The sequence below is a fragment of the Klebsiella sp. CN_Kp075 genome (assembly GCF_040065055.2).
In the GTDB taxonomy this organism is placed as follows: domain Bacteria; phylum Pseudomonadota; class Gammaproteobacteria; order Enterobacterales; family Enterobacteriaceae; genus Klebsiella; species Klebsiella aerogenes.
On the sequence record NZ_CM198050.1, the window covers coordinates 2,125,072 to 2,143,104 of the forward strand.

Sequence of the window (18,033 nt, forward strand, 5' to 3'; positions counted from 1 at the left end):
CTCCACGCTTTCAAAATGACCGCAGTTGCGTTAACGTGAGCCGGATCATACTTTTTGTTGAAAGCGAAGGAGTGCAGCGTGTTCGCTGAGTTTGGTGTTTTGAATTATCTGACCTACCTGGTCGGGGCTATTTTTATCATTCTCGTACCAGGTCCCAATACTTTTTTTGTACTGAAAACCGGTATCGCGCACGGCGTTAAGAAAGGATACCTTGCCGCCGCTGGCGTATTTATCGGCGATGCGGTTCTGATGTTCCTGGCTTTTGCTGGCGTTGCGACGCTTATCAAAACGACCCCGGTGCTGTTTAATATTGTGCGCTATCTCGGCGCGATTTATCTGCTTTGGTTGGGCGCCAAAATGCTCTACTCGGTATTTAAACAGCGCGAGGGGCATGATGCCGCCGATGCTGAGCCGGGGAGCGCGATCCTCAAACGTTCGTTAACCCTGAGCCTGACCAACCCGAAAGCGATCCTTTTTTATGTCTCTTTTTTCGTCCAGTTCATTGACGTTAATGCGACATCGCCGGGCGTCGCGTTCTTTATCCTGGCGCTGACGCTGGAGATCATTAGTTTTATCTACATGAGCTTCCTTATCCTGTCTGGTTCGTTTGTTACGCGCTATGTGAAAACCAAAAAGAAACTGGCGAAATTGGGCAACAGCTTGATCGGCCTGGTCTTTGTCGGCTTTGCCGCACGCCTGGCGACGCTGCAGTCCTGATCCCGGAAACTATCTGCCAGCGATAATCGCTGTGTTGTAACAAAAACCCTTCAATTTTTATTGCATTGGTGTTACATATACAGCCGATTATCGCTCACAGAGAAGGGAACCCGGATGATTCTGCAAAAAATCCTCAGTAATAAAAACGGCAAGAAGTTTCTGTTGTCGATGGCGACGGTATTTGCTATTGCGCTTGCCGTCGTGGGCCGCGCAACGTTCGGTGGCGTGGTGAGCGAGTACAACATGCCGTACTCGGAGTGGACAACTTCAATGTTCTTCCTGCAAGGCGCGATGGTGATGGTTTACAGTACCGTGTTCACCGTGTTATTTGCTATCCCGCTGGGCTTTCTGTTTTTAGGTTCTGATCGTCAGGACTAAATGCAACAAGGCGAACTCTTGTTCGCCTTTTTGAATGATCCTATCTGTCACCAGCCACGGTCATGATGATGGTGGTGGTGTCGATGATGATAACCATCATCTACGATACATCCCGATAACAGCGTGCACAGCGCAATAATCAACGGTAACACCATCGGTTTTTTCATTACTCACTTCTCCAGTTAATGCCCGCTTTAGCAAATAAATACAGCGAAGCGGCTGATGAAGTGAGTGTATCGTCTTAACTTATTGAGTAGATAAGACAACTCTGCAATACCGGGCGGAGGGGAGAAATGAGATTACCACCAGCCCAATTCGGTACCGGCAACCACCACGATGGCGACGATAATCATAATAATGGTCGTCTTTTTCATGATGCCCCCCCTGGCGCCGCATAGCCGCCAACAAAAAACCAGCCCAGAAAGACCACGGCGACGATGAAAATCACCACCGGAAAAAGAATACCCAATTTCATGCTCAGTTCCTGTCTATTAACGTTATGTTATCTATCATACTGGAAAGTTATGCTTTTTGGTCAATATCGAACCGAGTCAGCATGCGGCGTGCGTTTTTGTCGTGGTACATAGCCTCATCCGCCGCGCGTAGCGCCTGCTCAACATCCATATTTCGCGGATCGACTTCGATCACACCAAAGCTGGCGCCAGGATATTCTATACCGTGTCCGGCCAGGCGGTAACGTCCGGTAAGCTGCTGGCGTAACTGGGCAATAAACGCCTCCTGCGCGGATGATTCAAGCGCCGGGCCGATGATTAAAAACTCATCGCCGCCGAGGCGGCCAACGGTATCTTCGTCACGCACGCTGGCACTTAATCGTTCGCCTATCTGGATGAGAAAACTGTCGCCGCAGGGGTGGCCCAGTTTATCGTTAATCGCTTTAAAATCATCGAGGTCGATGAAGATAAGCAGAAGTCGGCGTTGTTGGGCGCCAGCAGTGATAAACAGCGTCTTAAGATGTTTAAACAATGCGCGACGATTAGCTAAACCTGTCAACTCATCGGTATAGGAGTGCATCTCCAGCGCCGCATTCGCGCTGCGCAGTTGCTGAACCAGCGTCTCTTTCTCCACGTAATGAGAGATCAGGCTGGCGAACAGGATCATGACCTGCTCGCCTTCCAGGTTAAAGGGCTGCTTGACGCGGCTGGTGGCGCACAACGTGCCATATAAGGAACCATCGGCAAGATGGACCGGGATACTGAAGAACGTAGCGATACCGAGCTCCTGCGCGGCAATACAGGAGCGCCAACGTTGGCCAACGTCGTTGCAAAATATACAGTTATCATCGATCGCGCGTTTGCAAAGCGACTCGTCCCAGGGAACGGAGAACCCTTCGGGGATCTGCATTTCGCTACTGTTGTGGGCATACATGACGAGCTGGCGCTGGGCTTCGAAGTCAATGCGGGTGAGATAAGTTGACTCCATACGGGTCACCAGCTCCAGCATTTCCAGCAATTGTCGCACCAACGTTTCGAGCGTTCGTTCGGTAGCAAGCGTCTGTGAGACGCGGGCAAGAATGAAGTCTGACATGAATGAAACGGCCCCCGGACGTTAGCGCAGTACTGCGAGCTGGCGCAGCGAACAGCTAATAACAAACATATTTATAACGAATGTATCACATTTAGCAGGGGGATATCTGCTATCGCGACGGTAAAAAAAAGCCCCATCGGGGGCGATGGGGCAAAACTCATTGATTATGGAATGATCTGTTCTCTGGTCAATTCGAGAACGAGCGCTACTCTAAAGGGCAAAAGTGTAGTTAAAATGGAGAAACCGTGGAGATTCAGGGCGAAAGGTCGCTTTGAATAAAACAGGAGCAATTATGAAGTGGATAGTAATGATGTTGCCGCTGGCGTTAGCGGGCTGCGCTCAGTCACAACAGCCTGATGCGCCGCCGCCGCCAAACTCGATCGGGATGGCCAATCCGGCCGCCGTCTATTGCGACCAGAAGGGCGGTAAGCAGGTTCCGGTCCAGACACCTCAGGGCGTGCGCACCGACTGTAAACTTCCCAGTGGCGAAACGCTCGATGAATGGGAACTGTGGCGGCGCGATCATCCGGCGAAAAAATAATTCGCCGCCGCTAGATTAAGCTTTTTAGCCACTCCGCCAGCACCAGCGCATGGTTTTGTTGCGTATCTTTTGCCGCATAGAGCAGGGTTAATGGTTGCTGGTTGGCCAATTTGGCGAGCCGTAGCCCTTCATCGCGATGGTTTTCCAGTTCTTTGTGGTACTGCTGGCGGAAGTGAGGGAAGTCAATCGCTTCTCCATGCAGAGCCTTGCGTAAATCGCTGGAAGGCGTCAGGGTTTTACACCACTCGTCATAATGCAAATCCTCTTTTTTTATCCCCCGTGGCCACAGGCGATCGACCAGCACGCGGTAACCGTCGCTGGCCTCTGTAGGGTCATAAACGCGTTTACATTGAATCATCATTATTCTCCCGTCGTTATGTCAATCTGGCGGCAAGCCCTTGCAGCACACCGATAAATAACCATTGTGTTCCGCGAATGATAACGCTAATCTGAGGTTCCTTGTGTTGCCCGATAATCCACAGACATAAGGATCCTGCTATGAACACCCCTTTGCGCATTGCCCTTGTTGGCGATTACAACCCTGACGTGATTGCCCATAAGGCGATTCCGCTGGCTATCGATGACGCTGCCGCGGTTCTGGAACAACCGGTGAGTTATGACTGGATAGCCACCAGCGAGATTACCAGCGCTGACCGGCTCACCGATTATGACGCTATCTGGGTGGTTCCCGCCAGCCCGTATAAAAACGCCGAAGGCGCATTTATCGCCATTCGTTACGCCCGTGAAAATGGTATTCCGTTCCTCGGCACCTGCGGCGGTTTCCAGCACGCGATTATCGAATACGCCCGTAATGTAATGGGATGGCAGGATGCGGCGCACGCCGAAACCGATAGCGAAGGGCGAATGGTCATTGCGCCGTTAAGCTGTTCGCTGGTGGAGAAATCAGACGCTATCGAGCTGCGCGCGAACACGCTGATTGCTCGCGCTTATGGCCGGGACAGCATTGAAGAGGGATATCATTGTAACTACGGCATTGCCGAAAGCTTTGCCCATGAGCTGGAGCAGGGCGCGCTGCGGGTGACCGGTTGGGATGAGAACGGCGAGATCCGCGCCGTGGAGTTAACCACCCATCCGTTCTTCGTCGCCACGTTGTTCCAGCACGAGCGCAACTCGCTGGAAGGGCGTCCGGCGCCGCTGGTACAGGCTTTCCTGCACGCAGCCCGACAATAAAAAATCGGCAGCCCCGGCTGCCGACCCTTGTTATTAATGAATTTCCCGCGCCCTTCCGGCAAGGGCGCCGAACAGCGCCATGACCACTGCGATGAGTGCGACGATGATTAACGGTATATGCCAGTCGCCGTAAGCATCATGGATTTTACCGATGAGCGGCGGCCCGCAGGCGGCCAGCAGATAACCAATAGTCTGCGCCATGCCGGAGAGCGCCGCGGCCTGATGCGCTGAACTGGCGCGTAGACCAATAAACGTCAGGCCAAGGATCATGGTAGCGCCGGATCCGAAACCAAAAATCAATGTCCAGATCGCCGCCTGACCGGGCAGTAACCACAGACCGAGCGTGCTGAACACGCACATTAAGGCTACCAGAACGGCGATGCCACGCTGATCTTTCAGGCGATGGAGTACTAGCGGGATGGCCAGGCCAGGCGCAGCGGTCGCCAGCTGCAACAGACCATGCAGAGAGCCAGCCTGCGCTTCGCTGTAGCCCATACTCTGCAGGATTGCGGGCAGCCAACCGACGATCACGTAATAGACCAGTGAATTAATGCCGAGGAACAGCGTTACCTGCCAGGCCAGCGCCGAACGCCAGATCCCCCGATTGTGCGCGGCGCCCGAACCGGTCATCGGCGTGGAAGCCTGGCGGCGGGCCTGCGGCAGCCAGAGAAAGAGCGCAAATAGGGGGAAAATCATCAGCAGCAGCAGCGCGCCGCGCCAGCCAAAACCCACTAGCGCCAGCGGCACCACCATTGCGGAACCTGCCGCCGCCGCCGCGCCCATGGTAATGGAGTAGGCGCCGGTCATACGGGCGACATGGCCGGAAAAATCACGCTTAATTAACCCAGGCAGCAGCACGTTACCCAGCGCGATTCCGCAGCCAATGAGCGCTGTACCGAGATATAGCCAGGCTGTTGAGGGGAGGGAACGTAATCCGATCCCGAGGCAAATAATCACCATCGCCAGCAGCAGGCTACGCTCAATGCCGAAACGGCGGGCGACGCCGGCCGCCAGCGGAGAGACCAGCCCGAAGGCCAGCAGCGGCAAGGTCGTGAGCAGCCCGGTTTGCGCCGTCGTCAGTTGGTATTCAGCGCGTATCGCATCCAGCAGTGGGGCGATACCGGTGAAAGTTACCCGTAGCGTGGTGGCGATAAATAAAATTCCGACAATCAGCAGCAGTTTGTTGCCGTTGGCAGAGGAAAAAACAGGACTCATAACATTCTCAGACTAATAAACAGGGTCGTAACAATAGCCTGTTTAACCTCTGTTTGAATCAAGCTAAAATGACAGATTATCGCTAATATCGGACAATTTGATGATTGGACTGGGTTTAGACGGTTATGAACCAGACAGCGGCCATGAAGCGGCGCTGGCGTTTCGCATCCAGGTGGTGGACGACGAGCAGTTTATTCCGCGCCATCAGCACCGCAAAGGTCAACTGATCCTCGCGCTGCACGGCGCTTTAACCTGCGAAGTGGATAACGCTATGTGGATGGTGCCGCCGCTGTATGCGGTGTGGGTACCGGGTCAGCTTCCACACAGCAATCGTGCAACGCCAGGGGCGCAGGTGTGCTTTTTGTTCATCGAACCGGGGGCGGCGCCGATGCCTGAGCATTGCTGCACGTTAAAAATCTCACCCCTGGTGCGAGAGTTGATTATGACCCTTGCCGAACGCGGCAGGGAGGCGCTTGACGCGCCGCCTACGCAGCGCCTGGTGCAGGTATTATTTGATGAGCTACCTCAACAACCGCAGGAGCACCTGCAGTTGCCGGTTTCAGGACATCCGAAGATCCGCCGGATGGCCGACACTATGGCCCGCGATCCGGCGCACTGGCAGACGCTGTCGCAGTGGGCGGCGGCGTTCGCCATGAGCGAACGCAACCTGGCGCGGCTGGTGGTGCGGGAGACCGGGCTTAGCTTTCGCCGCTGGCGGCATCAGCTGCAGTTGATTCTGGCGCTGCAGATGCTGGTGCGCGGACAGACGGTACAGCAAACCGCCCAGACGCTCGGTTATGATTCAACAACCGCCTTTATCACCATGTTTAAAAAAGGATTAGGGCAAACGCCTGGCCGCTACCACGCCAGTTTATCTAAGCCTTTCCGATAAAAAGTGAAATAATGCCGGCGGCGATAAGCGGCCCGACCGGGACGCCGCGAAACAGCGCCACGCCCAACACGGTACCCACCAGCAGCCCGGCGACCAGTTGAGGCTGCGAACCCATGAGAGCGACTCCGCGTCCGCCAAGCCACGAGACGAACACGCCCACGGCAATCGCCAGCAGTGACTTCCAGTTCACAAAAGAGTGGATAAGCGTCGAGGGCGGTAACGTTCCGCTGGCGATGGGAGCCATCACGCCGATGGTCAGAATGATGATACCAATGGTCAGCCCCTGCTTTTCAATCCAGGGGAAGAAAACATTAAGCGGCGTCACCCGCACGATGATGAGCACCAGTATTGAGATAGCGACAGTGGTGTTATGGCTGATGAAGCCGAGCGCCGCCAGCCCCAGCAAAATAAACAGGGTTGTATCGAACATGCCAGAGATCCTTGCCAAAATAAAAAAAGAAAACCTGCTTACTCTACGCATAATCGCGTGAATAAACAGGCTTTTAATTTATTTGCTGCAAATAAGACTACCAGCGCTGCCCGTGAACCTTGTCGCATACCGGCGATGCGTTAAATGACGCGACGGAACGCTACCAGCTCAGGACGGGCGATACGCAGATAATCGTCGGTATTCATAATGATCGATTTTTCCAGCAGTCCGGCATTAAAGGCTATTTCTGTAAAACGTTCGAACAGCAACGGGTCGGCGACCAGTTTTAGCTTAGGGTGGAAGCTAAACGGCGGAATAGCGCCGAATACGCAGGCGGTAAGGGCATCGACTTCTGCCGGGCTGGCGAGTGACGCTTTACTGCCGCCAATATGCTGCGCCAGGCGGGATAAATCAGCCTGCTGATCGGCGGCAAGGATAGCCAGCACGTGCTGGTTTATCCCATTACCTTTCACTTTACAGACCAGTGCTTTGGCGCCCTGTCCCAGCGCGGTACCGCGGATTGCAGATACGGCTTCACATTTACCCACGGCCTCATGTTCCATAACCCGGTAGCGAGCCTGTTGCCGATCAAGGAGACGACATAACCGCTGGTGTATGTCTGCGGTCTCTGGCGATTGCATGTTGCGATAGTTCCTCTACAGAAAAGGCAAAGCTTAACCCCGCGCGATGGCAATGAAAACTTATCTGCGAAAGTTGGGGCTTTTTTTCTGCTTTTTGTTCATATACAGGCGCGTATCGGCAGCTTTCATTGCGTCGCTGAGTGATTGTTCTGGCGCGAGATGTTCCCCGCCCCAGGAAAAATCGACGCGCTGTTGATGGTCATGAATCGCCAGATATTGCCGGATCTTCGCCGGGATATTTTCCGCTTCATCGTGCGGATAATCGATCAGAATTAGAAAAAACTCATCGCCTCCTAAGCGCACGCCATAATCGCTGCTACGAATGGAAGCGGAAATAGCCCGTGCCAGAAGAATAATCGCTTCGTCGCCGGCGTTATGCCCCCAGGTATCGTTGATCTTTTTCAGTCCATCGCAGTCAAGCGCCACCGTTACCACATTAACCCCTTGCGCGGTAAGCCGTTGCAGGCGCGACTCCAGCATCGGAGTAAGGATCTTACGATTATAAAGGCCGGTCATGGTATCGCTGATATTCTCTTTCGATACCGAGTTATAAAGGCGGAAATGAACCCGCACCAGATGCAGTAACGCGGCGGTAGAGAGTAAATAAAACAGGAAGAGTTTCCACGAACTGAGCAGAAAATACATAATATCAAGAGATAAGCTTATCCGTAAGTTTTCTGCCACCTGATGGGTGTAATGGGCGTAATTCAACAGATGTGTTTTACTATGATGTACCTCAATGAGGGCGCCGGTATCGGAATCCTTCAAGGTAATATCCAGATAGCGCCACACTAAAGGCCGGTCGCTGGTATATAACAACGCCTCAATCTCTTGCGCGGTCACATCGACCATCACTACGCCTTTTAGCTTATCCTTGAAATACACCGGCGTTAAAAACGATAAAATATTCTTTCCCGTCATCGCATCAACATACACGGTTGAGATGAGCGAGCGACCCTGTTCTAAACCATCGAGGCTGGCCTGGCTAATACCCAGTTTACTGTCCTGAAGAAAATTCCAGTTCTGTATCGGATTGCTTTTAATTCTGACGGGTGCATAAAAATAGATATATTTATTTACCAGATCTATGTAATAGCGAAAGCGTTTTTCTGATTTGAGCGTCGCAGGAACCTCTGGCTGCCAGCTATCATTCCTGGCAACCGCGCGATCGAATGCCTGGAGCGCAGGAATATCGCCACGCCACTTGCGGCAGTCGGCATGCGCGGCGCTTAGCGTGCCATGCAGTTGGGGATAGGTATATCCGGCGATATTCAAACCACTGACATCCCCGTTGTGTTGTACGCTATTGCAGACCTGCTCTAGCTCCGTTTGATTTGGGGGAGTATCCAGTTTGCGCAGAAATTGAGAGATGATGAGTTGATTCTGATACTTATCATAGAGAAAGGTCGATTCTCCTTTTTCTATGATGTATCGCATATAGCCTGACATATCGCGATGGGTAGCGATTAATTCGTATACAAGAAATGAAGACGTCAACACCACAACGCCTGCGGAAATAACATGTCGCAGTAATTTATTCTGTAATTTCATGATGTTTGGATTCGTCTTACCCGTTTAGCTGATTTTATCATAGTGGATAAACAGGCTACCAGAGCGTGGGTGAACGAACGGCTGGTCAGATTAACTATGCTGACAGATAGTGTAGGTGTGGAGAACGAGGCAGGGCAGACTAACTAAAATGCGGCACTCTTCATGACGCGTGTCTGAAGAGTGCGCAGGACTGGCCAAAGGCCACTCATGAGGCGGCGGAGGCAAACATTTTGCTTCCGGCGACTTGTGACATGACAGGCTGATAAACATCGATAGATTCGATATTGTCAAAAGTCACCATGTCGGATTTGCAAAAAATGCATTTCGCGCCGAAGGGGTTTTTTTCGCTCACATCATAATGTGAGGTTCTGTACTGTGACCCATGGCAGCACGGGCATCGGAAATGAATATTGTTAATCATAATTTTATCCTTTTATATTATTATGTTTTTTTTACATTTTGTTACTGACCCACAGATGGATATGTAAATTTCTGATGGGCTGAACTGCAAAACGGAAATATCGTTTGCGTTACTACTAAAAATAGCATGCCTGACAAATTATGTTATCAATTTATGCCATTTTGTGTTGATTTGAATGGGATGCTTCTTATTTATCTACTCAGGTCAAGGCCGTCATCGTTATCGTAAATCAGAAGTTCGCATCAAATTTAGCCGGCGTTTAACCGTCTTACTAAGCCATTACTCTTATTAGTCATCTTCTATCCAGTTTTTAATGTATCAAAGCATACAGGATTTGATTTGCAGAAGAATCTTAATACTATTGGAGAGACTCAGGAAAGGTGGTATCAGCGATAGCGCCTGGAGGTGTGAGTAACTGCTTGGGTAATATCTTTCTGTCTTTCAAATCGACGTAACCATTAACGCATAGTAGAAAAAATAGTGCAACCTTTATTTTAGCCGTCCGGAGGCCCGATGCGTAAAGGATTAATTCGGCAATTATCAAAATGTAAATGTACGGAGCCAGAATCTGCCTGGCAATGTGTTTTCGTGACAGATAAATCAGCCAGAATGGGTATTTATCTGGCTGATTTATGAGACTAAGTATTACTGGTGGCGCCTTGTTTATGGAACAGCTCGCGGAAGACCGGGTAAATATCTTCCTGATCGCGAATATGCTGCATTGCAAAATTCTCAAACGTCGCCTGCAGATGCTCATACTCGCGCCACAGCGTCTGGTGGGCGCGGCGGGTGATTTCGATATAGCTGTAGTAACGAACCACCGGCAATATTTTCTTCGCCAGCAGTTCATGACACAGCGGCGAGTCGTCCGCCCAGTTATCGCCATCCGACGCCTGCGCGGCGTAAATATTCCACTGCGCTGGGTCATAGCGGGCTTTAACAACCTCATCCATCAGCTTTAAGGCGCTTGAAACGATCGTGCCGCCGGTCTCCTGGGAATAGAAAAACTCATGTTCATCCACCTCTTTCGCCTGGGTGTGGTGGCGAATATAGACCACCTCAACGTTTTTATAGGTCCGGCTGAGGAACAAATACAGCAGAATGTAAAAACGTTTCGCCATGTCTTTTGTGGACTGGTCCATTGAACCAGAAACATCCATCAGGCAGAACATCACCGCCTGGCTTGAAGGCTCCGGTCGTTTCTCATAGTTTTTATAGCGTAAATCAAAGGTGTCGATAAACGGCACGCGCTCAATTTTAGCCCGCAGTTCAGCAATCTCTTTACGTAGCCGCTCCTCTTCGAGCAACTGCGCTGGTTCGCTTTTGGCAATGGTATCGAGATCGTCTTCCAGCGCCCGCAGTTCGCGCCGTTTACCGGCGGTCATCGCGGTTCGCCGCGCCAGCGAATTCTGTAGCGAGCGCACCACGCTGATATTGGCCGGCACGCCGTTGGCGGTAAAACCCGCACGATGGGTTTTGAACTCGTTCAACTGGCGTTGCTGGTTTTTCTTCAGGTTGGGAAGGGCCAGATCTTCAAACAGCAGGTCAAGATATTCATCTTTGGAAATCTGAAAGACGAATTCATCCTGGCCCTCGCCATCGGCGCTGGCTTGCCCCTGACCACCGCCGCCTCCGCCGCCGCCGCCCTGAGGGCGTTCAATGCGGTCATTCTGCACAAAGTGATCGTTGCCGGGATGGACGCGATTACGTAGCCCGCCGCGCCCCTGATGAAACATCGGCTCGTTAATATCGTCCGTCGGAATAGAGACAGACTCACCGCTGTCGATATCGGTCACCGAACGTTTATTGATGGCTTCGGAGATCGACTGCTTTATCTGCGCCTTGTAACGGCGCAGAAAGCGCTGACGATTGACAGCGCTTTTGTTCTTCCCGTTCAGGCGTCGGTCTATGAACCAGGTCATATGCCCTCCTGTACTGCATTTGCCAACTGTACCCTGATGTTGATTAGGGTAGATGTCTTTCATTATACGAGCCGTGGTGCTGAAACCCGGCAGCCGCGGCTACCGGGTTTGTCGCTATCAGGACGATTTACGTACCCGCAGGTACCATTCGCACAGCAGGCGCACCTGTTTACGGGTATAGCCTTTTTCCATCATGCGATCGACAAAGTCGTCGTGTTTTTTCTGCTCGTCGGTAGACGTTTTGGCATTGAACGAAATGACCGGCAACAGCTCCTCGGTATTGGAGAACATTTTCTTCTCAATAACCGTGCGCAGTTTTTCATAGCTGGTCCAGTTCGGATTACGTCCGCTGTTATTCGCTCTGGCGCGCAGCACGAAGTTGACGATTTCATTACGGAAATCTTTCGGGTTGCTGATCCCCGCAGGCTTCTCGATTTTCTCCAGTTCCGAATTCAGCGATTCACGGTCAAACAATTGCCCGGTATCCGGATCGCGGTACTCCTGATCCTGAATCCAGAAATCCGCATAAGTGACATATCTGTCAAAAATGTTCTGTCCATATTCGGAATAAGACTCAAGATACGCCGTCTGGATCTCTTTGCCGATAAACTCGGCGTATTTCGGGATCAGATAGCCTTTAAGGAATTCCAGATAACGTTCGGCCTGCTCTTGCGGGAACTGTTCGCGTTCGATTTGCTGTTCCAGGACGTAGAACAGATGGACCGGGTTGGCCGCCACTTCGGCATGATCGAAGTTAAACACCCTTGAGAGAATTTTAAAGGCAAAACGGGTAGAGAGACCGTTCATCCCTTCGTCGACGCCGGCGTAATCACGATACTCCTGGTAGGATTTCGCTTTCGGGTCGGTATCTTTCAGGCTTTCGCCGTCATAGACGCGCATCTTCGAGTAGATGCTCGAGTTTTCCGGCTCTTTCAGGCGCGACAGAATAGAGAAGCGCGACAGCGTTTCAAGCGTTCCTGGGGCGCATGGCGCATGGGTCAGCTCACTGTTATTCAACAGTTTTTCATAAATACGGATCTCTTCCGAGATGCGCAGGCAATAAGGCACTTTGACGATATAGACACGGTCAAGGAACGCCTCGTTGTTTTTGTTATTACGGAAGGTTACCCACTCGGATTCGTTGGAGTGCGCGAGGATAATGCCGTTGAACGGCAGGGCGGAGATCCCCTCGGTACCGTTATAGTTGCCTTCCTGGGTCGCCGTCAGCAGTGGGTGCAGTACCTTAATCGGCGCTTTAAACATCTCGACGAATTCCATGATCCCCTGGTTGGCGCGGCACAGCGCGCCGGAGTAACCATAGGCATCCGGGTCGTTTTGCGCATAGTGTTCCAGTTTACGGATATCCACTTTCCCCACCAGCGCCGAAATATCCTGGTTATTTTCATCACCGGGTTCCGTTTTGGCGATGGCAATCTGTTCGAGGATTGACGGCCACACTTTCACGACGCGGAATTTAGTGATATCACCGCCGAACTCGTGCAGGCGTTTCGCCGCCCATGGCGACATAATTGTGCCGAGATAACGGTTAGGAATACCGTATTCTTTGTTGAGGATCTGCGCGTCCTCCTGCGGGTTAAACAGGCACAGCGGATGATCGTTGACCGGGCTGCGTTCGCCGTTGGCGCTCAGTACATAGATTGGCACTCGCTGCATCAGCGATTTCAGTCGTTCCGCCAGCGAGGACTTACCACCGCCGACCGGCCCCAGCAGATACAGAATCTGTTTTTTCTCTTCCAGACCCTGCGCAGCATGTTTCAGATAGGAAACAATCTGCTCGATGGCATCTTCCATACCATAAAACTCTTCAAACGCCGGATAGCGTGCAACAACCCGGTTTGAAAAGAGGCGGGACAGCCGCGGCTCCAGGGCCGTATCGACCATGACTGGTTCACCAATGGCCGTCAATAGCCGCTCAGCCGCGTTGGCATAAGCACTGCGATCTTGCCGGCAGATGGTAAGAAACTCCTGCAGTGTGAACTCTTCGTCCTTGGCAGCTTCATAGCGCTGGCGATAGTGATCGAATATATTCATGGCATGCCGTCCTTTCGTTTTTTAGCACAGGTTGAGAGCCGTTCATATGAATAGTAGGGGCCCCCGGAAGGAGCAGGCTGAACGACATCCTTCACTTTTCAGCAACCCTCGTGCCAGGTTACAGAAGCGATTTGGATAACGTGCTCTGCGACTACACCTTCTAAATTTAAGCGTAGATGCATTTAGAAAACTTGCATGCCGCTAAAACTCAATTTCAATGACATATCAATAACTCATCCGGAAACCAGGCTATTTTTCGCATATCTTGCCAAAGCCGTTCATCAATGCGTCATGAAGTTGCAAGAGGGCGGTCATCAAGCAGTGGGAAATTGTTCGGTTTAGTGTAAGAGCAAGTAAAGCATTTGAGGCATGACCTCTACGACGTTAAACTGCACGCGCTAATTATTTGACAACAGGAATATGGATTGTGACTAAAATCAAACTTCTGGCACTGGGTGTGTTCATCGCGACGTCAGCTAGCGCAGCGCACGCTGACGGGAAGTTAACGCTGGGGGCCGGCGTGGGCGTCGTCGAACATCCTTATAAACAATATGATGCAGATGTTTACCCGGTACCTGTCATTAGTTATGAAAGTGATAATTTCTGGTTCCACGGTTTGGGTGGTGGTTACTACCTGTGGAATGATACCAACGACAAACTGTCCGTGACCGCTTACTGGTCGCCGATGTATTTCAAGCCGGGCGACAGCGACAATTCGCAGATGCGCAAGCTGGACCGCCGCAAATCCACCATGATGGCGGGTTTGAGCTACGTTCATAACACTCAGTACGGATTCCTGCGTACGACGCTTGCCGGTGATACGCTGGACAACAGCAACGGTATCACCTGGGATCTGGCCTGGCTGTACCGTTATACCAATGGCAACCTGACCCTGACGCCGGGTATCGGCGTGGAGTGGAACAGCGATAATCAAAACGAATACTACTACGGCGTCTCGAAGCATGAGTCTAATCGCAGCGGCATGCGCAGCTACGATCCTGACAGCAGCTGGAACCCGTATCTGGAGCTGGCGGCGAACTATCGTTTCCTCGGCGACTGGAGCGTTTACGGTATCGCCCGCTACACTCGTTTGTCTGACGAAATCACCGATAGCCCGATGGTGGACAAATCCTGGAGCGGCCTGATTTCGACCGGGATTACCTACTCCTTCTAACAGCGCACTACGACAGACTTTTTTGTGCATCAAAACAGGGCGTTATGCCCTGTTTTGCTATACGGTGGCGCGAAAGTGGCGAACTCCCACGACAATTCGCGTTTATGCCGGGTGGCGGCTACGCCTTATCCGGCCTACGGTCCGTGCCATTGTGAGCTTAAATCTCTATCTCGTACCTATGGTTACTGACACTGCCGGTGTTGGTGGCGACTGGCCGCCCCCTGTCGCCCCATTAAAGTAGGCCTGATAAGCGAAGCGCCATCAGGCGCACATAGGCTACCCGCTCACGCCCGACGGTTATCGGGCGTTTTCGTACAGGGTTTGCGCGTTGATTAACGCTTCACGACGCGAATGGTCTGCGCCAGGCGGGTGGGTTTCTCTTCGCTGGCTTTCTGCGGCACGGTCACGCAGCAGGTTTCGACGCAAACGAAAGTTTTGTAGCCATCATCCGGCATATCGCCCATGCTGACGGAAAGCGCCGGGCCCGGGTTCCAGGCAACGACGTTACCGTGGTGGCGATGGACCACATCGATGTTGCGCTTCAGGACATCATCATGAATCACGCTGCAGGCTTCGGCGTTCAGATAAACGCGGTCGGTACGGTCAGGGAAGGTCTGGATGCCGTCTTTCAGCACGCCTTCTTCGGCATTCAGCACTTTATCAACATAGAGATCGCCAAGGCCGCTAACTTTCACCGCCGCGATATCGCCAACGTTGAAATAGGTGTGCAGGGCAGAAGTGGTTTCAAACTCGCCGTGGGCTTCCAGTTCGATCTCGCAGGTCTTACCCAGCTTGAAGCGCGCATACAGCGTGAAGTCGTGCGGCCAGTATTTGCGGGTTTCGTCACTGCTCTGCAGTTCGAAGGTCAGCATCACGCCGTTTTCATCTTCGTCCTGGCATTTTAGCGCCCACGGCAGGTTACGTGCGAAACCGTGCGACGGCAGCCCCTGTTGCGCTGATGGGCCGAACCACGGCCAGCAGATGGGTACGCCACCGCGCAGGGCGACGCCGCTTTTAAATGGGGTATTGTTGCTCAACCACAAAACTTCTTCTTCACCGGCCGGTTGCCAGGAGAGCAGGTGAGCGCCCTGTAGGGCGACGGAAGCTTTTACCTGCGGGTGGTCAACGACGATAAGTTCAAGATCGTCCAGCTGGCGGCGGGATAAAGCAGGAGAAAGTTGTTCAATCACCGGGAGAGCAAAAATTTTATTAATCATTACGCCATCCTCTTTCAGGCAAAAAAAAGAGCGACCGAAGCCGCTCTTATTAATTACTTGTTCATCTCAACTTATTTGGAGATGTGAGCAATCAGGTCCAGAACTTTGTTGGAGTAACCAGTTTCGTTGTCGTACCAGGAAACCAGTTTCACGAAGTTGTCGTTCAGTGCGATACCAGCTTTAGCATCGAACACGGAAGTGCAAACTTCGCCGTTGAAATCGGTAGATACAACGTCGTCTTCGGTGTAACCCAGAACGCCTTTCATTGCGCCTTCAGAAGCCGCTTTGATTGCTTTCTTGATTTCTTCGTAGGACGCTGCTTTTTCCAGACGAACGGTCAGGTCAACAACGGATACGTTCGGAGTCGGAACGCGGAACGCCATACCGGTCAGTTTGCCGTTCAGTTCTGGCAGTACTTTACCTACAGCTTTAGCAGCGCCGGTAGAGGACGGGATGATGTTCTGAGCTGCGCCGCGGCCGCCGCGCCAGTCTTTGTGAGACGGGCCATCAACGGTTTTCTGAGTTGCGGTGGTAGCGTGAACGGTGGTCATCAGGCCTTCAACGATACCGAAGTTGTCGTTGATAACTTTAGCCAGCGGAGCCAGGCAGTTAGTGGTGCAGGATGCGTTAGAAACGATGTCCTGGCCTGCGTAAGTGTCGAAGTTAGCGCCGCGAACGAACATCGGAGTGTTGTCTTTGGACGGGCCAGTCAGAACGACTTTTTTCGCGCCAGCGGTGATGTGTTTACGAGCGGTTTCGTCGGTCAGGAAGATACCGGTTGCTTCAGCAACAACGTCAACACCAACTTCGTCCCATTTCAGGTTAGCCGGGTCACGTTCAGCGGTAACACGGATTTTTTTACCGTTAACGACCAGATGACCGTCTTTCACTTCAACGGTGCCGTCGAAACGACCGTGAGTGGAGTCATACTTCAGCATGTAAGCCATGTACTCTGCGTCTAACAGGTCGTTGATTGCAACGATCTCGATGTCAGAACGTTTCTGAGCAGCACGGAAAACAATGCGACCGATACGGCCAAAACCGTTGATACCTACTTTGATAGTCATATATTCCACCAGCTATTTGTTAGTGAATAAAAGGTTGCCTGTAAAATTACAAAAACCTTACGCAGCGTCAAGCGGAATCGTGTCAATCATTGCGACAAATCAATCCTGAGCAGACCTTTGCGCGATTGATTTGCCTCACTCTCCCTTTGAGCCCAATTCCATATGGGGACTGCGTCCGGAATTTTAAAGGTCATATAAGATAAAAATGTGATTAGTATCACAATTATCTGGCTGCCTGATGGCATCGGATAAGTTTAGAACAAAAGTACAGGTTTCATTGTTAATGTTTTGTTAGAATCGACGGGTAAAGTTGCCCTTTCAAAGCGAGAAGTAATCACATGGCTAATAAACCATCTCCTGACGAGCTCAAACAAGAATTGAGCGAGATGCAGTTTTATGTGACGCAGAATCACGGTACCGAACCGCCGTTTACCGGTCGGTTGCTGCATAACAAAAAAGACGGCATCTACCACTGCCTGGTCTGCGATGCGCCGCTGTTTCACTCACAATCCAAGTATGACTCCGGCTGTGGCTGGCCGAGCTTCTATGAGCCGGTGAGCGACGACGCGATTCGTTATCTCAATGATTACTCCCACGGTATGCAGCGTACGGAAATTCGCTGTGGCAATTGCGATGCGCACCTGGGGCATGTCTTCCCGGATGGCCCGCAGCCGACCGGCGAGCGTTTTTGCGTCAATTCGGCCTCATTAAGCTTCACCGATGACCAAAACGGCGAGCGAACCAAAGGCTAAGAAACGATTCAGCAAATTATTCCAAGTCGGATGAGCAGAAGATGGATATCGAGCAAATTATTGCCAGTATGACGCCGGAACTGTACCAACGTTTAGCCACCGCGGTGGAGTTAGGAAAATGGCCGGACGGCGTTGCGCTGACCCCGGAACAAAAAGAAAACAGCATGCAGCTGGTGATGTTGTGGCAGGCGCGCAACAACACGGATGCGCAGCATATGACCATCGACACCAACGGTCAGATGGTGATGAAGAGCAAACAGCAATTGAAAGAGGATTTCGGAATCGTGCCGAAGCCGATTGCGACGTTCAAACCGCAGTAATCTGCTG

The 18,033-nt window shown here is 51.9% G+C and carries 22 protein-coding genes; 8 read left to right on the plus strand and 14 right to left on the minus strand.

Annotation, left to right across the window (positions count from 1 at the left end):
* Nucleotides 1-78 precede the first annotated feature (78 nt).
* On the plus strand, nucleotides 79-717 hold the full coding sequence (gene leuE, locus ABLV78_RS10140) for a leucine efflux protein LeuE (protein ID WP_047045141.1): 639 nt from the start codon (nucleotides 79-81) through the stop codon (nucleotides 715-717).
* Between the two features lie 114 nt (nucleotides 718-831).
* A complete protein-coding gene (locus ABLV78_RS10145) occupies nucleotides 832-1,095 on the plus strand; it encodes a DUF2534 family protein (protein WP_015366132.1) in 264 nt (87 codons plus the stop codon).
* Between the two features lie 47 nt (nucleotides 1,096-1,142).
* Here the strand turns inward: ABLV78_RS10145 and ABLV78_RS10150 are convergent, their stop codons facing one another.
* The 4 genes from ABLV78_RS10150 to ABLV78_RS10165 form a co-directional block, all read right to left on the minus strand.
* Nucleotides 1,143-1,262 carry a hypothetical protein gene (locus ABLV78_RS10150; protein WP_072201265.1) on the minus strand — a complete coding sequence of 40 codons (120 nt, stop codon included), beginning with the start codon at nucleotides 1,260-1,262 and terminating at the stop codon, nucleotides 1,143-1,145.
* 132 nt (nucleotides 1,263-1,394) lie between these two features.
* On the minus strand, nucleotides 1,395-1,469 hold the full coding sequence (gene yoaJ / locus ABLV78_RS10155; protein ID WP_100279139.1) for a protein YoaJ: 75 nt from the start codon (nucleotides 1,467-1,469) through the stop codon (nucleotides 1,395-1,397).
* Nucleotides 1,466-1,570, minus strand: coding sequence for a YoaK family small membrane protein (locus ABLV78_RS10160; protein ID WP_045374857.1), 105 nt, complete (start codon nucleotides 1,568-1,570; stop codon nucleotides 1,466-1,468). Before ABLV78_RS10160 ends, yoaJ begins: the two co-directional genes overlap by 4 nt.
* Before the next feature lie 47 nt (nucleotides 1,571-1,617).
* Nucleotides 1,618-2,640 (minus strand): sensor domain-containing diguanylate cyclase, encoded by a 1,023-nt coding sequence (locus ABLV78_RS10165; protein ID WP_047045139.1) that lies wholly within the window; start codon nucleotides 2,638-2,640, stop codon nucleotides 1,618-1,620.
* A gap of 292 nt (nucleotides 2,641-2,932) precedes the next feature.
* Here ABLV78_RS10165 and ABLV78_RS10170 point away from each other — a divergent pair, with 292 nt between their 5' ends.
* Nucleotides 2,933-3,181 carry a putative hemolysin gene (locus ABLV78_RS10170; protein ID WP_045374851.1) on the plus strand — a complete coding sequence of 83 codons (249 nt, stop codon included), beginning with the start codon at nucleotides 2,933-2,935 and terminating at the stop codon, nucleotides 3,179-3,181.
* 10 nt (nucleotides 3,182-3,191) lie between these two features.
* Here the strand turns inward: ABLV78_RS10170 and ABLV78_RS10175 are convergent, their stop codons facing one another.
* Entirely contained in the window at nucleotides 3,192-3,539 is a 348-nt protein-coding gene (locus ABLV78_RS10175) for a DUF488 domain-containing protein (RefSeq protein ID WP_047045364.1), read from the minus strand.
* Between the two features lie 140 nt (nucleotides 3,540-3,679).
* Here ABLV78_RS10175 and ABLV78_RS10180 point away from each other — a divergent pair, with 140 nt between their 5' ends.
* The gene (locus tag ABLV78_RS10180; protein ID WP_047045134.1) at nucleotides 3,680-4,372 is read left to right on the plus strand and encodes a CTP synthase C-terminal region-related (seleno)protein; all 693 of its coding nucleotides are present in this window, start codon (nucleotides 3,680-3,682) and stop codon (nucleotides 4,370-4,372) included.
* 33 nt (nucleotides 4,373-4,405) lie between these two features.
* On the opposite strand, the gene ABLV78_RS10185 is transcribed toward ABLV78_RS10180, so the two are convergent.
* Nucleotides 4,406-5,587, minus strand: coding sequence for a CynX/NimT family MFS transporter (locus ABLV78_RS10185; protein WP_047045131.1), 1,182 nt, complete (start codon nucleotides 5,585-5,587; stop codon nucleotides 4,406-4,408).
* 97 nt (nucleotides 5,588-5,684) lie between these two features.
* Here ABLV78_RS10185 and ABLV78_RS10190 point away from each other — a divergent pair, with 97 nt between their 5' ends.
* A complete protein-coding gene (locus ABLV78_RS10190; protein WP_163351358.1) occupies nucleotides 5,685-6,479 on the plus strand; it encodes an AraC family transcriptional regulator in 795 nt (264 codons plus the stop codon).
* Here the strand turns inward: ABLV78_RS10190 and ABLV78_RS10195 are convergent.
* From ABLV78_RS10195 to yeaG, 6 genes are all read right to left on the minus strand, one after another.
* Entirely contained in the window at nucleotides 6,463-6,909 is a 447-nt protein-coding gene (locus ABLV78_RS10195) for a DUF441 domain-containing protein (protein WP_045393296.1), read from the minus strand. The genes ABLV78_RS10190 and ABLV78_RS10195 overlap by 17 nt on opposite strands.
* A 140-nt stretch (nucleotides 6,910-7,049) precedes the next feature.
* A complete protein-coding gene (locus ABLV78_RS10200) occupies nucleotides 7,050-7,550 on the minus strand; it encodes a YbaK/prolyl-tRNA synthetase associated domain-containing protein (protein WP_045393294.1) in 501 nt (166 codons plus the stop codon).
* 60 nt (nucleotides 7,551-7,610) lie between these two features.
* The gene (dgcJ, locus tag ABLV78_RS10205; protein WP_047045124.1) at nucleotides 7,611-9,101 is read right to left on the minus strand and encodes a diguanylate cyclase DgcJ; all 1,491 of its coding nucleotides are present in this window, start codon (nucleotides 9,099-9,101) and stop codon (nucleotides 7,611-7,613) included.
* A gap of 205 nt (nucleotides 9,102-9,306) precedes the next feature.
* Nucleotides 9,307-9,522: a cold shock small protein YmcF gene (gene ymcF, locus ABLV78_RS10210; RefSeq protein ID WP_047045122.1), complete on the minus strand. Its 216-nt coding sequence runs from the start codon at nucleotides 9,520-9,522 to the stop codon at nucleotides 9,307-9,309.
* A gap of 638 nt (nucleotides 9,523-10,160) precedes the next feature.
* Entirely contained in the window at nucleotides 10,161-11,444 is a 1,284-nt protein-coding gene (locus ABLV78_RS10215) for a YeaH/YhbH family protein (protein WP_015366144.1), read from the minus strand.
* Between the two features lie 117 nt (nucleotides 11,445-11,561).
* A complete protein-coding gene (gene yeaG / locus ABLV78_RS10220) occupies nucleotides 11,562-13,496 on the minus strand; it encodes a protein kinase YeaG (RefSeq protein WP_015366145.1) in 1,935 nt (644 codons plus the stop codon).
* 427 nt (nucleotides 13,497-13,923) lie between these two features.
* Here yeaG and ABLV78_RS10225 point away from each other — a divergent pair, with 427 nt between their 5' ends.
* Nucleotides 13,924-14,670 carry a MipA/OmpV family protein gene (locus tag ABLV78_RS10225; RefSeq protein ID WP_045393290.1) on the plus strand — a complete coding sequence of 249 codons (747 nt, stop codon included), beginning with the start codon at nucleotides 13,924-13,926 and terminating at the stop codon, nucleotides 14,668-14,670.
* Between the two features lie 332 nt (nucleotides 14,671-15,002).
* On the opposite strand, the gene ABLV78_RS10230 is transcribed toward ABLV78_RS10225, so the two are convergent.
* Together ABLV78_RS10230 and gapA are read right to left on the minus strand one after the other, a co-directional pair.
* On the minus strand, nucleotides 15,003-15,887 hold the full coding sequence (locus tag ABLV78_RS10230; protein WP_047045119.1) for a D-hexose-6-phosphate mutarotase: 885 nt from the start codon (nucleotides 15,885-15,887) through the stop codon (nucleotides 15,003-15,005).
* Between the two features lie 71 nt (nucleotides 15,888-15,958).
* Nucleotides 15,959-16,954 (minus strand): glyceraldehyde-3-phosphate dehydrogenase, encoded by a 996-nt coding sequence (gene gapA / locus ABLV78_RS10235; protein WP_004203784.1) that lies wholly within the window; start codon nucleotides 16,952-16,954, stop codon nucleotides 15,959-15,961.
* A gap of 338 nt (nucleotides 16,955-17,292) precedes the next feature.
* Between gapA and msrB the strand changes: the two genes are divergently transcribed.
* Nucleotides 17,293-17,706, plus strand: coding sequence for a peptide-methionine (R)-S-oxide reductase MsrB (msrB, locus tag ABLV78_RS10240; protein ID WP_045393286.1), 414 nt, complete (start codon nucleotides 17,293-17,295; stop codon nucleotides 17,704-17,706).
* 41 nt (nucleotides 17,707-17,747) lie between these two features.
* Nucleotides 17,748-18,026 carry a YeaC family protein gene (locus ABLV78_RS10245; protein WP_015366149.1) on the plus strand — a complete coding sequence of 93 codons (279 nt, stop codon included), beginning with the start codon at nucleotides 17,748-17,750 and terminating at the stop codon, nucleotides 18,024-18,026.
* Nucleotides 18,027-18,033 lie beyond the last annotated feature (7 nt).